The 15,204-nt window shown below is 49.5% G+C and carries 14 protein-coding genes and 1 pseudogene; 2 read left to right on the top strand and 13 right to left on the bottom strand.

The window, feature by feature from the left end; genetic code table 11:
• Nucleotides 1–34: 34 nt before the first annotated feature.
• Both CYG50_RS00765 and CYG50_RS00770 read right to left on the bottom strand, forming a co-directional pair.
• Nucleotides 35–910: an extended-spectrum class A beta-lactamase CTX-M-14 gene (locus CYG50_RS00765; RefSeq protein ID WP_001617865.1), complete on the bottom strand. Its 876-nt coding sequence runs from the start codon at nucleotides 908–910 to the stop codon at nucleotides 35–37.
• Between the two features lie 249 nt (nucleotides 911–1,159).
• Nucleotides 1,160–2,422 carry an IS1380-like element ISEcp1 family transposase gene (locus CYG50_RS00770; RefSeq protein WP_000608644.1) on the bottom strand — a complete coding sequence of 421 codons (1,263 nt, stop codon included), beginning with the start codon at nucleotides 2,420–2,422 and terminating at the stop codon, nucleotides 1,160–1,162.
• 185 nt (nucleotides 2,423–2,607) lie between these two features.
• Between CYG50_RS00770 and CYG50_RS00780 the strand changes: the two are divergent.
• Nucleotides 2,608–3,654: pseudogene (locus tag CYG50_RS00780) on the top strand (methyl-accepting chemotaxis protein); the annotation flags it as partial.
• Nucleotides 3,655–3,801: 147 nt separating this feature from the next.
• Here CYG50_RS00780 and CYG50_RS00785 read toward each other — a convergent pair.
• From CYG50_RS00785 to CYG50_RS00815, 6 genes are all read right to left on the bottom strand, one after another.
• Nucleotides 3,802–4,716 (bottom strand): DNA replication terminus site-binding protein, encoded by a 915-nt coding sequence (locus tag CYG50_RS00785; protein WP_014342221.1) that lies wholly within the window; start codon nucleotides 4,714–4,716, stop codon nucleotides 3,802–3,804.
• 326 nt (nucleotides 4,717–5,042) lie between these two features.
• Nucleotides 5,043–5,534, bottom strand: coding sequence for a hypothetical protein (locus CYG50_RS00790; protein WP_000139717.1), 492 nt, complete (start codon nucleotides 5,532–5,534; stop codon nucleotides 5,043–5,045).
• On the bottom strand, nucleotides 5,531–6,400 hold the full coding sequence (locus tag CYG50_RS00795) for a 3'-5' exonuclease (RefSeq protein WP_000997323.1): 870 nt from the start codon (nucleotides 6,398–6,400) through the stop codon (nucleotides 5,531–5,533). Before CYG50_RS00795 ends, CYG50_RS00790 begins: the two co-directional genes overlap by 4 nt.
• Nucleotides 6,401–6,404: 4 nt before the next feature.
• Nucleotides 6,405–7,415 (bottom strand): tyrosine-type recombinase/integrase, encoded by a 1,011-nt coding sequence (locus tag CYG50_RS00800; protein ID WP_000543934.1) that lies wholly within the window; start codon nucleotides 7,413–7,415, stop codon nucleotides 6,405–6,407.
• Nucleotides 7,416–7,417: 2 nt separating this feature from the next.
• Nucleotides 7,418–7,954 (bottom strand): protein-tyrosine phosphatase family protein, encoded by a 537-nt coding sequence (locus tag CYG50_RS00805; protein WP_000949433.1) that lies wholly within the window; start codon nucleotides 7,952–7,954, stop codon nucleotides 7,418–7,420.
• Nucleotides 7,955–8,252: 298 nt separating this feature from the next.
• Complete coding sequence (locus CYG50_RS00815; RefSeq protein WP_000575657.1) at nucleotides 8,253–8,534, bottom strand: hypothetical protein; 282 nt, start codon at nucleotides 8,532–8,534, stop codon at nucleotides 8,253–8,255.
• A gap of 261 nt (nucleotides 8,535–8,795) precedes the next feature.
• Between CYG50_RS00815 and CYG50_RS00820 the strand changes: the two genes are divergently transcribed.
• The gene (locus CYG50_RS00820; RefSeq protein ID WP_000278322.1) at nucleotides 8,796–9,398 is read left to right on the top strand and encodes a hypothetical protein; all 603 of its coding nucleotides are present in this window, start codon (nucleotides 8,796–8,798) and stop codon (nucleotides 9,396–9,398) included.
• 15 nt (nucleotides 9,399–9,413) lie between these two features.
• On the opposite strand, the gene CYG50_RS00825 is transcribed toward CYG50_RS00820, so the two are convergent.
• From CYG50_RS00825 to CYG50_RS00845, 5 genes are all read right to left on the bottom strand, one after another.
• Nucleotides 9,414–9,866 carry a hypothetical protein gene (locus CYG50_RS00825; protein ID WP_000791469.1) on the bottom strand — a complete coding sequence of 151 codons (453 nt, stop codon included), beginning with the start codon at nucleotides 9,864–9,866 and terminating at the stop codon, nucleotides 9,414–9,416.
• 166 nt (nucleotides 9,867–10,032) lie between these two features.
• Nucleotides 10,033–10,332: a hypothetical protein gene (locus CYG50_RS00830; RefSeq protein WP_011872911.1), complete on the bottom strand. Its 300-nt coding sequence runs from the start codon at nucleotides 10,330–10,332 to the stop codon at nucleotides 10,033–10,035.
• A gap of 47 nt (nucleotides 10,333–10,379) precedes the next feature.
• Complete coding sequence (locus tag CYG50_RS23360; protein ID WP_000750746.1) at nucleotides 10,380–10,622, bottom strand: hypothetical protein; 243 nt, start codon at nucleotides 10,620–10,622, stop codon at nucleotides 10,380–10,382.
• 4 nt (nucleotides 10,623–10,626) lie between these two features.
• Nucleotides 10,627–10,899 carry a MafI family immunity protein gene (locus CYG50_RS00840; protein WP_000787563.1) on the bottom strand — a complete coding sequence of 91 codons (273 nt, stop codon included), beginning with the start codon at nucleotides 10,897–10,899 and terminating at the stop codon, nucleotides 10,627–10,629.
• A complete protein-coding gene (locus CYG50_RS00845) occupies nucleotides 10,896–15,050 on the bottom strand; it encodes an RHS repeat-associated core domain-containing protein (RefSeq protein ID WP_014342219.1) in 4,155 nt (1,384 codons plus the stop codon). The genes CYG50_RS00840 and CYG50_RS00845 overlap by 4 nt, the downstream gene beginning before the upstream one ends.
• Nucleotides 15,051–15,204: the final 154 nt, after the last annotated feature.

Genomic DNA, 15,204 nt, shown 5'->3' on the forward strand with positions numbered 1-15,204 from the left:
CTCAGCAAAAGTTCGATTTATTCAACAAAACCAGTTACAGCCCTTCGGCGATGATTCTCGCCGCTGAAGCCAGCACATCGCGGCGGCTCTCTGCGTTCTGTTGCGGCTGGGTAAAATAGGTCACCAGAACCAGCGGCGCACGACCCTGCGGCCAGATCACCGCAATATCATTGGTGGTGCCGTAGTCGCCGCTGCCGGTCTTATCACCCACAGTCCACGACGTCGGTAAGCCGGCCCGAATGCTGGCTGCGCCGGTCGTATTGCCTTTGAGCCACGTCACCAACTGCGCCCGCTGGGTTTCGCCCAGCGCATGACCCAGCGTAAGCTGACGCAACGTCTGCGCCATCGCCCGCGGCGTGGTGGTGTCTCTCGGGTCGCCGGGAATGGCGGTATTCAGCGTAGGTTCAGTGCGATCCAGACGAAACGTCTCATCGCCGATCGCGCGGGCAAAAGCCGTCACGCCTCCCGGGCCACCGAGCTGGGCAATCAATTTGTTCATGGCGGTATTGTCGCTGTACTGCAACGCGGCCGCGCTCAGTTCTGCCAGCGTCATTGTGCCGTTGACGTGTTTTTCGGCAATCGGATTGTAGTTAACCAGATCGGCAGGCTTGATCTCGACAGGCTGATTAAGCAGCTGCTTTTGCGTTTCACTCTGCTTAAGCACCGCCGCGGCCGCCATAACTTTACTGGTACTGCACATTGGAAAGCGTTCATCACCGCGATAAAGCACCTGCGTATTATCTGCGGTATCGATGAGCGCGACGCCCAGCCGCCCTCCGCTGCTTTTCTCCAGCGCCGCCAGCTTTTGCTGCACCGCACTCGTCTGCGCATAAAGCGGCGCGCTGCCCAGCAGCAGCGGAATGCACGCCGCCGCCGCGAACATCATCCGTTGCACTCTCTTTGTCACCATCTCAAACTCCCAATACGGTCAATCCGTGTTACATCAGTATTCCCTAAATTCCACGTGTGTTTTTTATTAGCTTCAAAAATCACTATTTCACGAAGAATTTAGACTGCTTCTCACACATTGTAACATTATTTACAACCACCTTTCAATCATTTTTGATAAATCATTGATTTCATCTTTGCTGCAATGATACTTAATAAACTCTGCAAGTTATCCACAGAGCAACACTCAATTTTATTGATGATATTCTTATTATACCAGACATTTTTCATACACTCCCTTGTACGGATAGTTTTCCGACAACTTCATGATTACATATCTTGCGGTTTTGATTATTTTTGCTGCAAGAAATACATACTTCAAACGAAAGGTCTTTATTTGCTGTCTGTATTCTGAAGAGTCCAAGGAATCAAACTTGAACAACAAAAATAGGTTATATGAAAGCATCATCATTTGAAACACGGCTTCATTCGCCCAAAATGACTTTAGCAAGAGATGACCCACCGCCATGTCGTATTTGGCTTCTTTGATATAGTTTTCAGCATTACCACGCTTTTCATAGTATATAACTACTTTTTCAGAAAGCAAGGTAGTATTTGTTACAAAGAAAAAGTAGTCGTATTCGGAACCTTCTAAAAGTGATAATTGTGCTCTTTCTTTTTCTGGTTTCAGTACGCGAGATACGACAAATCTTCTGTCTTTTTCCCATTTAACTAATTTTGTATACAGTTCTGTAGTTTCTCTACCTTCTTCTCCTTTAACGAATACAATTGATGAATTCGTTGCTTGTGAGGTGAGTGTAGAATAACTTTTGGCTTTAATTAAATATTTGCATCCAAGAGATTCTATCGTTTCGATAATTTTTTCATCAAAGTAGCCACTATCCATTCGAAATAAAATTTCTAAATCGTCTGATTTGATGTTAGCAACAATTTCTTTGATCATTTCCGCAGCACCGTTTGCAGTGTAAGTATTGCCACTTCTTACAAATCCGGTAACATATGCTTTTAATTCGTCGCAAAATGCAAATTGGATATTGTAGCATCGGTTTCCCAGTTTCTTAGGATTATATCCTTTTGACGCACCTTCTTGATGACCTTCTACGTTAATTACACTACTATCAATATCAATCGTAATGGATGTCAATTTACTTTTAGTGAGCAGTTTTTTAAAGACTTTAAAATTAATGTCTCTAAACATTTGGGTTGTCTTGAAGTTGAAGTTTCCTAGAAACCGTGACACTGTTTCAGGTTCTTTTACGGAAATATCAAACTCGTTGACGAGGGGATCATTTTGAAGTAGCTTTAGACGTTCTAACTTATCAATGCCAATGAAGTGACCGCAGAGCATGGTCTTTATATGATTCATCTTGATTTTATTTGTTGAGTCATTATCAAATACGAGGTCATTTTCAATAAAATCAAAAATCCCATTGCTTTTTGCATTCTCAAGGAGCAGAAAAAGACCTGCATTTGATGTTAGATTCTTAGCTTTGAAATCAATTTTATTAATCATAATTAGAACCCCTTTTTACTACTTTTCTTACTATTATTTTACCATATATCGAGTCATAAAAGCTGATAATTTAACATATTTTTGAGCACTTTTCTTTCACCCAATGGGTGAAAGCTGAATTTCGAAGGAATGCATATTTATCAAGGCTTTGATTATGCTTTTTGAAGTACTGACGTAGAATCTAGGTGTTAGCCACTTTAATGTCAGGAAGCTTAAGCTCTGTTAGTGTTTTGGCTATTCTCTCTCCTCTTGGAAGACTGGTTGAAAGAGCCAGGAATATTTCCAATAACCCATTAAGTCAATCCCTCTACACTGGGCGCACCGATGAGTTTGGCCAAATAGAGTTTGCTTTACGAATGATGCAAGCTGAAACAGGCGCCATAGTAGGTCGCATAGGTGATGCATCAAATCGGCTTAGCGAACACACCCGAGGCCTACTAAAGGATATTGAGTCAAGCAATGTACTTACAGTTGAGCAGCAGGCAGAGACAGATCAAATAGCAACGGCAGTAAACCAAATGGTGGCAAGCATTCAAGAGGTTGCGAGCAATGCACAGCATGCTGCAGATGCGGCCGGAAGAGCAGACACTGAGACGGCATCTGGCCAGCGTCTGGTAGCCCACACAAGCCAGTCAATCACTGCCCTTGAAGGTGAAATTAGGCAAGCCACTCAGGTTATTCATGAGCTTGAAGGTCAAAGTAACGAGATATCAAAAGTTCTTGACGTTATACGAGGGATCGCCGAGCAAACGAATTTGTTGGCACTCAACGCAGCAATTGAGGCCGCGCGTGCTGGTGAGCAGGGGCGTGGTTTTGCTGTTGTCGCCGATGAGGTTCGCAGTCTTGCTGCTCGCACACAGCAATCGACAACGGATATTCAAAGCATGATCAGCGCTCTACAAGAGCGAGCGCAATCCGCTGTTACAGTCATGGAGCAAAGTAGTCGGCAAGCGCACACGAGTGTAGCTCACGCAGAGGAAGCAGCTACAGCTCTTGATGGAATTGGCCAACGCGTTAACGAAATTACCGACATGAACGCGCAAATAGCGACTGCGGTCGAGCAGCAGGGAGCAGTAAGTGAAGACATAAACCGCAGTATTATCAATATACGCGATGCTGCTGATACCAATGTACAGACCGGGCAGAATAATTTGCAAAGTGCGAAATCTGTCGCTCAGTTAACTAGCGCTCTGAGCGAACTGGCAAAACAGTTTTGGGAAAAACGAGGATAACGCTTTTCAGTATCTCGACAGGGATAACTTACTTTACCATCGGTTATCCCTTTTAGCCGCACAAATTTTAGCCATGGCTTTTCAGGAAGTCAGGGCTATCAGAATGGCCTTAGAAAGCCTAGTCAAAGAGCTGTCACGAGAACACCGTTAGCTTAGCGTACGATTTTTTCCGAATTCTGCGGTTCCCCCTCCAGGGAAGGATTCGATAGTGACTCCACCGAAGGTGCCAAGGATTTCCGATGCCGCTTTATCAGATCGAGTTTTGCGTTGTTCTGAGGCGTCAAAGTTACGAAGCAATTTGAGCTGAACATCCTTATCCTGGAGCACGATCAGGGGCATTGGCGCGGTAACGGTTTTGAGTACCCCTGCGGCCATGACGTTTGCCACCGGTTGAACCTTTACTTCCCTTCGCTCCCGGAGATAAGGCTCCGGGGTGCTGGCGATCTTCTGGATAAGCTGCTCCAGGGGAAGTTGATAGTCTGGCCCAGATCGCTCCAGCTCCTCTCTGATGCGTTGCAAAAGCTCCTCTTTTACGGGCTTCTTCAAGGAGTCCTTCCGTTGCCAGGTGAAGCGGATAGAGTCGATGTCGCCATTGGTATAGCACCGAATTTGTCTGTAAAGGTGGAGAGTCATGACACCAGGGCAGTCCGCTCGAAGTGCTTCAAACCTCTCTTGCCTGGTGGGGTACGTCGAGATAATGAACTCCTCGATACCAGCTTTGGCCGCGTTGATGCGTTCAACCGTCGCCGCAATTTCGTCAGCTACACCAATCCTGGAAGGGGAGAACCAGAGTACCCCCACGGTGCGCCTGGCAGACTTCTGCGAATAGTCTGGGTTGATGTGAAGATCTCTGTAGCTGTGCGCTGCCAGCTCAAGAGCTTCGCGCCCAGTTTGTTCAGTTACGACAATCTTGTTGACGGGCTCGTTCTCCATTCCTTTTCCGGTAGGAGGGATGGCCGCAACTTTTGCGTACCGTGGCGGTAGTCGTTTGATAAGAGAGGACAGGTTCGTTAAGTCGCGGCACATGGCCGAGAATTGTTCTGATATGAAGTTTTTAGCCATGCTGCCGCCTATGTGTGGGTTTGTTCTAACAGTTCATTGGTTACATAGTAGACAGATTTAGACCATCATGCAACGAGGGGGAGGGGCAAGAATACGCCTCCGCTTCGCGTCGGCGGGTGCCCTGTTTGACCTTCGTGTGTGAGATTAGATTGAGAAAGAGAGAGAAAAAGAGAGAAAAAGAGAGAAAGAAGAAAAGCGCGGGGCAAGCCAGAAATGTGCCTGAGGGGGACTGCTGGGGTGGGGCTGGCACCCTCTATACCCCACTTTGCATGATGGTCTAACTTTGTGGTTATAGGACGACTTTTAGAGTGCCTAGATTTGCTCGATTAGGACAAATTTCGGTCCATCCACGCTGATTGGCGTAGCAGCGCGATGGCATCAGAAGGGGTAACTTTCCATGCGTTGGAAAGCTGGCGAACTGCGAAGACTGCGAGCTCCATTCGGTCGTCATCATTGATGAAATTCTGGAGCTGGTTTCCTCGCTCACTAAGGATGATCGCAACACCGGCCTTGCCGTTGTTGTAAACCGCAAAGCTCTTATTCTTCGCGTCGCCGTGATAGGAACCCTCAGCCTTGCTACGCAAACCAAAGAGAACGCTGCAAAACGCCGTCAGTTCGCCGCGAGTGAGCTGCACCGTGATCTTGCTTTTCCAGTCTGGGCTGGACCCCGATGCCCTGATCGGCGCAATCTCGATGCTGACCGTAGGATATTCACCTCTGGTTAGCGTGTGTTGCACATTCAGGCCGGTGCGTTTCGCGGGGTCCTTCTGCCAGTCTGAGAAAAATTTGAGACTTTCGCCGTAGGATTGTTCTGTCATTCCAAATTACCTTTGCTTTGAAGCTCCTGGAGCTGGACCACGAGGTCACGTTGGACTTTGGCTATCTCTGTCACCAAGTCGGCGGTGGCAATAGCGTCGGTCGCTGCTGAATGGGCTCGACCTTTCCAGCTCACACCTGCCTCGCAGGTGGCATCCGCAAGTGAGATTGTGCCGTGCCGGTTGGTTGAGCCAAAGGCATCAGCCGCCAGCTTCATCGCGCACAGACAGTTCTGCTCTTGCCACCAAGAGAGTTGGTCTCCAAATGCACTGGCTGTTTGCCTCAACATCCTACTGTCGAAACTGGAGTTAAATATCACCAGATGACGGCCCGACAAAAGCCGGGCGAGAGCTGGCGCAACTTGAGTCCACGTAGGCTCATTCGACAGCTCAGTCTCGGTGATGCCATGAACACCCATTGCCTGAGGGTCTATTTCCACGGTTGGCCGTAATCTGGTGCAGAGGAGAACCGCGCCTCTGATGTCAGTAACAGCCAGCTCGATCACCTGGTCTCTTTCACCAAGTCCGGTCGTCTCGGTATCGAGAACCAGAGGTTCCAGAGCGACCCACCTTTGTGCCATGACAGAGGCCTTTGCCAGGTTGCTACGCATTCTTGCCTTGACCGAAAGGATGGATTGCGCCCTTATTTGCTTTTGTGATGCCGGTGAACAACCCCTTCTCCGCATTGGTTGGCAATCTGCTATCCGGTACACTCCAAATTGGCCACCATACCCGTTTTTGTAGAACGAAACTGGCTCTACTCCTGGCTTAGGCTTCATCCGAAATTCGTCCCTGAGCCGTCCTTTTGAAAAGCACCTATCGGCTTTCATGGCTTCGGCTCTGGCAAGTTCGAGTTCTTCATCATTCATGCTGTTAATCCGCTATATCGAGGCGTTGGCTCGCTCTCTTCAAACGCTCATCGCCGCGTCTGTCATATTTCTGGGTAGTTGCAATGCTTGAGTGGCCCATTGCGTCCTTCACGGTCACAATATCCTCACCGTTATCCAGCATCGAGGAGGCAAAGGTGCGTCGCAGGTCATGGGGCGCAAACATCTCCAGACCGGCTTCAACTCTTCTGGTCTCCAAGATGTGGTAGATGGCCTGATCCGACATCCGCTCTCCAGTCACATCATCAAACCGCCTGATCCTCGGGAATAAAGGCCCTTCATGCGTTCCTCGAACCTCTTCAACCCACTTATCCAGTCTTTTCCATGCGCCACCAGGCACATACGCCATTCTCTCTTTGTTGCCCTTGCCAAGAACCTTGAGAGCGCGGTCCTTGTAGATCATGCTTCCCATGTCCAGCGCAACGATTTCCGAGCGGCGCAAGCCACACCCGAGGAGCACCCCGAGAATGGCCGCATCCCGAAGCCCTTTGGCGCTTGAATCACTTTCACATGTGAAAAAGAGGCTGCGAATCTCATGGCGTTCAAGTGCCCGCCCTTTAGGAAGTCGAGATCCACGTACTGAACGGACTTGCTTAATGTGCTGGAAGCTATCCGTATCAATTTGCTTCATCGTCCAGGCTTCAAGAGCCACCCCTTTGAGCGCTGACAGGTAGGTGTTGATCGTTGCCGGAGCCTTCCCTGCATCCCCCAGCATTTCCAGCACCGCCAATATGTGGTGCCGCCTCATTGAGCTCCATGCACAGTCACGAAGGTTCTGAAACCCGATCATCTTGGCGACAATGTTGAGGAATGAGCTCATGGTCTGCCTGCTTCGCTTTGACCCGAGGCTCACCAGATAGGCGACGGCGGGGTTGTCCTGGATGTTCCGGAGCGAGCTCGATGACGGCAACAGTTCACCGCGAATGCTTTGTTCTGCCGGAACATTTACTTTCGCATGTGAAACTAGCTCTTCCTTGTCATTGTTTGTGTCGTGCAAAGTTACCTCCTAAGCCCGACCGCAACGAGAAGAAAATCCCATATTTTGAGGTGAAGAGGTAGTTCCTCCTCCATATGTTGCGTTTCGTAGCTTTGCATCAGTGGTTCAAACTTGGTTGGATTGCACAGCAATTCGTAAACTGTTCGGTTGGGCTTGGTGATCGGCTTATTCGGAGTGAATCCATGTTTGTTCTGGAGGTACAGCGCTACCGCGCCACTTCTGGATTCTCCGTAATAGCAATGAACGAAGATCTGATCGATACCGCTACCAACCAATCCATCCAGGAAGGTGGACAGCTTTTCAGCCTGGGATGAGTCAATGTAAGAGGCGTAATTCATCCGGAACGCTGCCTTCATCGTGTGGATGGTGTTCTCAGAATAGCCGCCGTCATAGAAGCTATCGCGGTACAACTGCCCCCACTGTCCGAGAGCGGCAGGGGACTTGTCTGGGTCAGTTATGGAGATCATGGCCGCACCGGGAACCGGCTCCAGTCTTTCGGCCTCCGCTTGACTAATGAAAAAGACTTTTTTGCTAAGCATGTCCCATCATCCCCTTACAAGGATGTGTTGCGAGTAGCTCACGCGCCTGACTTTGCCCCTCTTGAGTATCTACAGGAGCGGTCGTATACACACCTCCATGCCGCAAGTCCACAATACTGGTCCGACAGCAAGAACCTACGTTCTGAACTTTATTGTCCGAATCCAAACCAGCAAAAGTATGGCACGGTCCAGGGAATGGTTTCCTGCAAATAGAGCAGCGCTCAAAGTTCTTATCGAGGATTCTCTTTAAAACTTTCTCAAATTTGTTTTTGTTTAACATCGAGTTCTCCACACAAAGTTACTGGCCGAGCATCCCAGCCAAGGTGGTCTGCTGGCCTTCGCTACAAGGTGCAAATCCGGCAAAAGCACCGGCATTAACCTTGAGCTCATCAAAGCGTCCATCGGTGTCCCGGTAGTACACCTTACGTTTTCCAATTCCACCTTCGAGGTTTGCGGCCAACCAGGCGATCACTGCATCAGCATCGTTCGTAACTGATGCTCCCTGATCCAGATCGATAAGTACCAGGTGGGTGTCCGTCTGGAGTGCCACTTCAAAGGTCGCTCTTACATCAAAAATCACTGGTCGCGCTCCTTGTAAAAAGTGGGCATTCAGCACCACCTATCCTATTCCAAAAACTCTACTTTTTCAAAGATACATTTTAATAAGTAGAACAACAGCAAGAGGAACTCAAATTTATTTACCGTAATTATCATAATTACGGTAATACGGTAATTTTACAGATTTGGATGGAATGGTATAAGATGTCTCGCTGGAACATACTTGCTGAAAAAACGCTTAACAACGATAGTGAAAACATCATGTACAGGTGCGAGAGATAATATGTATAAGAGCCTTGAAGATCTGATGGCGGGTATTTACGAGATGGCAGCGCCAGATGGCATCATCTGTAACGAGGTTTCCAAATTCCTTGCGGCCAACCAGGTCAAGCCGGAAGACATAAGCTCTGGGATCTGGTTTTTCCTGTGGCTGAAATCAGCTCCCAAGGATGCGAAGCCAATCCAAAAAGAAATCCCCGGATTTGGAGTTGTTCTCAACATGCCGACTTATGGCGGAACGCTCAACGAAGCAATCACAGGGTTGATCGAGAACGAGTGCCGTCAAATAGAGCTCGCTGAGGGACATCCGAGCCTTGAGGCTTGGGTTGAATCAGTATTAGCCGGTCGAGATGACGGAGAGGAAAATGAAGCTGCGGCCAATATCGTGGATCTGCTTAATGGGTGTCACGACCTACTGGATACAGCAATAATCAATTACCTTTTTAAGGTGGGAAAAATCAACGAGCAAGAGATTTTGTCGCTCATCTATTATGGAGAGCTATGTGACCACTCTCTTGTCGGTACGCCTTTTTCAACGTTACATATCCCGAGTGAAAATAACGTCCACGAACGTAACATCATCCCCATTAAAAAAGGAGCCAGTTAGGCTCCTTTTTGTTACTCAGGGTTTGCTTTGAGAAACAACTTCATTCCAAGTATGCAGCACCTTCGATAGGTGCTGATGCTTTCTGGTGAAGTCCTTATCATCCAAGAGTGCTTTAAATGGCGCGTTCAGGTCACTGCATGTGACGTTCTTGCCGATCACAGACAGGGTATCCTGGAGTGATCCACCAGCAGCATCAAGCCCCATTCTATCGACGGTCTCACTACTCACCATTGCCTGGACAACATTGGTGAATGCCTTTGAGTTGAGCTGCTCAACGCTCAGGGCTGTATTGCATTTCTGCTCAACCGCTTGCTTGTACTGGATGGTGTACTTTGCAGTGATAGGTGACATGGTGTTCATCGCAAGTATGTATGCGTCTACCTCACTGGTCGGTAATGTCGCGGCATAGACTGACGAGCATGATGCGGCTGCGGCCATTATCAAAGTTATTACCTTCTTATTCTTCATTTCTCTGAAATCCCCCTTTAAAATATGGAGCTACAACTCATTTGTACCAATCATAATACTATTGATTTCCAAAAGTATCTCTCTCTACTGACTCTATGATGGCTCGCCTTCCAAACACTTGGCCGCTGGCGGCGGCTGGGCCAACGCCAGAGCCTGATCCACACTATCATCCGCCTGAAAAAAATCTCATTACCTCTGACGGATAAAGAAACAGATTTCCCCCTTTGGCAAAAAACAGATACCAAACAGAAAAAGCCACAGAAAAAACACCTGCAACACACACTTCAAATCTATTTCTTGCAGAGAAATACTTGTAGTGCTTTTTTTCGTATCTCGGGGCTCTCATTTTGACTAGATTTTTCAATGTCAACCAAAGAAAGATAACCCCAGTAGGAAGGATAACTATCACAACCCCAAAGAAATAAATTGTGTATATAATAAAATCAAACCAGTTATTGATTTCCATAAGCCGTCCCCAATGCTGCGCCAATAGCAGAACCATGTGAGCCGTATTTAATCCCTGGATTCCTCATTAGCTCTCTTTAACTTTAATATTTTCCTTAGATTTAAGTATCCATAGATTCCTGAGAACACTCCATACCCCCCCCAAACACCAACGGACAGATATAAGGCGAATTTGCTTAGAGGCCCATTCACATAATTTAATAAAGCGAACACTGCAATTCCTATAAAGGCTCCAGCTAACGGAAATCCAAGCAGATATACTGCTCTATATTTTAAACCGGTTTTTTTCATCTTATTATTTATCTATATGTTTTGAAATCTTATCTACAATGGATGTAGTATCCATATTCATTATCCTCCCTGCTTTTTCAATCAGAAACTCAGCTTCATTTGTTATGTTCTTTGACTCTTCATTAATAATGTCAATGATAGTTTCTAGTGCGATTCCATACTCACCCACATCAATAAATTCTTGCACTTCTATACTTTCAGATTCAGAAAACGAATCAGACAGCACCATAAGCAAAAGATCTAGCGTGGATTCAATTTCTCTATATTCATTTTTCATTTTGGATTCCTTGGTACGTTTGTTGGAAAACCTGAAACAATATCACCATTAGATTCTTGTATTACACGAACATTAATACCTTCTTTAACTGCCTCTGCAATAGTCCTACCACCGCGCCCAGCCTTTCGAGAAACATTTGGATCGGTAGCTATATCGGAAATGACGTGCATAATTTTTTCATCAGACCAACTTTGAGGAAACTCACTTTTTCCAGGCTTGCCTGTTCCTGCTCGATGCCCTCCACCAGTGGCGTCACCATCAAGAATATGCTTACGTCTCTGGGAACTGGCTAGGTCTACAAAATCATCAGCCGTATTTTTAAAAGCGCGTTCCGCAACATTCCCTAGCGCCTTATAGTTGCCAGGCAGGATAATCCCAGCAGCAAAAAGCCCCCCGGAAATCCACTTTTCTCTTGAGGTCGCACAATCACTGGTGATGGTCTTGAAGGTGTCATAGGCGTCCCAAGCGCTCAAGGCAAAGTCTATGGCAACATAAGCCCCCAGAAGAAGCGGCACAAACTCCCCTGTTGGATCTGCATTGCCTATCGGGTTGCTCAGCGCATAGGCATAGGTGTTAATCCCACCAGCCAGCCCAATCGGGTCACTGGTGATGTAACGCCCGGTATTCGGGTCGTAGTAACGCCGCCAGTTGTAGTGGAGCCCGGTCTCCGCGTCGTAATACTGTCCTGGGAACCGCAAATTGAAGGTCGGCCCCTGAGTGGTGATGCTGGCCTTACCGAACGGGCTGTAGCTCGCCTTCCAAACCACTTGGCCGCTGGCGTCGGTTAGCGCCTTCGGGGTGCCCAGATGATCGACGTGGACTTGATAGGTCTGTCCTGACTGAGCAAAGCTCAAGGGGGTGCCATCGAGCCAGATATACTCCGCCAGCACGTCTCCAGTGGCTGCGTCCAGCTCCTCGATGAGGTTTCCTGCCAAGCCGTAAATCAGTAGGCGGGTCTGGCCGTTTAGGGTCTTAGTTACACGCTGATCCAGATGGTTGTAGGTGTAAGCTGCTGTCACTCCAGCGACCGTTGCGGCCACCAGCCGGTTCTGGCTGTCATAGGTGAAGGTATCCGCCCCCTGCTTCGTCAGGTTGCCATTGGCGTCATAGCTTCTGGAGGTTTGCCCAGTCTTCACCAGCCAGTTGTTCATGTAGTTGATGGTGTAGCTTTGGCTCAGGCCATCGGTCGTGATCGAGGTCCTGTTGCCGGTGGCGTCATAGCCATAGCCCAAAACGCCATAGAGCCCCTCAGCAGAGGTGATGCGGCCAACCGCGTCATAACCGAGTGACTGATTGACTGATGAGCTGAGATTGTCGTCTATGGCTGAAATCAACGAGTCTGGCGTGTACCGATAGACCAGCGAATGCACTCTAGTAGCGTCGATGCCGGTGACTCGGTAATTGAGATCCAAAGAGCGACTTTCTGAAATGCCGTTCCATCTGACCATACTGGTGACGGGGCCAAAGGGCGCTCGCTCGATCTGGCTTGCCAGGCTTGTTGTGGTGCCTGCTTGTGTCGTTGCCACCTCGATGACGTCACCGGCTAAATCACGGGTGTAGGAAACCTCACGACCACTGGGATACGTGATCTTCGTGATGAGGCCTGCACCATCGTATTGGTACTGGGTAGTAAGGCTCTGCCCGTGGGTTTCCCAGGTCTCGTAAGCCAACCATCCTTCGGGTGTATAGCCATATCTCCGGACACCGTTGCCATCATCGACTGAGGTCAAGCGGCCCATGCCGTATGGTGAGGTTGCTTCGTCGTACCCGTACAGAATTGGCGATTCGCCAGCGACACCGCTGGATGCCTCGATGATCCGGTTCAGCGCGTCGTAGCTGTAGCTTGTGGTTTGTCCCTTGGCCGTCTTGCGCGTTGCCACGTTACCGGCTTCGTCATAGGTAATGTCGGTGGTGCCGGTGTCCGGGCTCCGGACCTGAGTCACTTCGCCAAAGCCGTTGTAGCTGTAGTAGGTCAGGCGCGAACGAGGGTCGGAGACACGGTAAACATCGCCGGTATCCTTGTAGAGCACCTGCGTGACCTTCCCGAGTGGATCGGTCGTTTGTGTCCGGTGATGGAAGCCGTCGTACTTGTAGGAGTGTGTGTTACCAGAGGGACTGGTCTCCTGTATCAGGTTTGCCACCACATCGTAGGAAAACGATGACTGATTGCTATAGGCGTCGGAGACACTGGAGAGCCAGCCGATTTCGTTGAAGATCCGGCGCTCTATCCAACGGGTCTGGCCCAGCGCATCGAGCAGTCGCTCTTCTACTGGGTTCCCGAGGTCATTGAGCTCAAGCTCGCGCCGGTTGCCCTGTGCATCTGTTTCCGCCACCAGCCGATGTGCAGCGTCGTACTCATAGCTGACGGTTGCACCATTTGGCTTAGTCAGCGAGCTCAGGAGGCCCACAGCATCATAGTTGTAGGCCGTGGTTCCTTCTGGTCCAGTGGAGCTGACAAGTCTTCCTCTGGCGTCATAGGTGAGGGTTTGGGTTACACCGTTGACGCCCTGAATGGTCCCGGCGCGACCGTTCGCGTCGTAGTCACCAAACTGCATCACCTGCCCCAGCGCGTTTGTTGTCCGGATCAGGTTGCCCTGGTCATCGTAGTCAAATGTCGTAACATCGCTGACGTCGGTGCGCGGACCATCAACCGAGGCCAACAGGCTCGGCTTTCCTGTACCAACAGGGGCATAGGTGTAGGTCCATGTCCGGGAAGCGCCCGAGCTGCGATCTGTGACCTTGCGGCTTATCACCCGGAGATGAGTGTCGTAGGTAAGCTCAGTGATCCTGGTTGGTTCCGTGATTTTTGCAGGGAGCGACTTGGAAGGAAGCCAGTCGGTCGTAACCTTGCCCCCATCCTGGTCTATCTGGGTGGTTTCCAATCCCCGGTCGTTATGGGTGAACGTGCGCTTCTGTCCAGCACGATCTGTAATGCTGGAGACGAGGCCTTTGCTGTCGTAGACGTAGGTTTCCTTGCCTCCCACAAAGCCGGTACACGGCGCACCCTCAACAACATCAGGCTTGAGCATCCCGTTGTGACGGCTGTAGGTATATCGCTGAACGTGGCCGAGGGCGTTGGTGACAGAGACGCTTCCGTCAGCGTTGTAGCTTACCTGAGTCTTCTCTGCGCCCCCGGCGTGTTCACTTAGAACTGCCATCCCCTGAGCATCATATCCCCATGTGGCGAAACGGTTGCCGTTCTCGTCCACCAGCCCAGAGAGCAAACCCGGTGCATTCGGGTCATCGTAGAGATAGCTGCGGCTCGTATTGTCCTGGTAGATCACTTCCGCCAGCTTGCCAGCGCTGTTGTACTGGTACTGAATACTGCCACCAGCAGGATCGGTGACACTGACCATGCGGCCATCTTGATGCTGGAACTGGATGTTGCGGCCAAAGCCGTCAGTGATCGAGGATAGCTCTCCGTTCAGATAGCTCAGGGTGATGTGATTGCCGTTGGGCTTCTCGATGCCGGTCAGTCGTCCGGTTTCATCATAGGCCTCGACTACCCCGTCAGATTGAGTGTAACGCCAGCCGGTAGCATCCTTCGTCAAGGTATCATCGGTTTTCCATGTTGGCACCCAGACAGAGGACGAGTTGTAGAACGCGAGTTGTTGCCCTTCTGGCCGGTGCAGGACAACCATGTTCTCACCGTACTTCGAGGCGTTGACCTCGACGCTCCGCGAGTAGGTATGCCGCCAGCCGCCGAGCTCTTCATCAGGAAGGTGGCTATTGTAGTATCTGGTGAATGTGAAAGGGTCGGAGCCTCCGCTTTGATAATCCAGTTCAGCCTGGAACTTGTTGCCGGTGCCAAGATGGATAGGGTTCCCTACACACATGGTCGTTGTTGGTAAGCCGAGATCCCTGTCCAGGAACGGTGTTTTATCCATCTCACCCGGCAGAACATAGGTTGAGCGCCAGTAGACCGTAGCTGGGTCGCCAGTGCAGGTAGTGGGGTCATAATCGCCAGTAGCACCTAGATACTTAAAACAGATCCTGGAGACATAACGGCCATCACCATAACTGGCAACCGGATAAAGCGCATCCCCAACTGGCGTTCCCTTCCCTTGCTCCTCACCAGAGCGATAATTCTTCATGAAGGAATGCGCGTCTATGATGGTGTTGAAGCGCATTTTGTCTACTTCGGTGCTCACGGCTACAACCCGCCATTGTGCAAAAGCAACGCATGGCAAAGTTGCGAGCACCACAACGGCCAATGACCGCAGGTTTCGCATCAGTAAAAGGGAAGGTCTCGATCTCATTTACAGCTCCAGTTTTTATGCTGGAGCTATTTTCAGGTGGGAGAGT

Origin of the sequence: Providencia huaxiensis (genome assembly GCF_002843235.3) — a bacterium.
Classification (GTDB): domain Bacteria; phylum Pseudomonadota; class Gammaproteobacteria; order Enterobacterales; family Enterobacteriaceae; genus Providencia; species Providencia huaxiensis.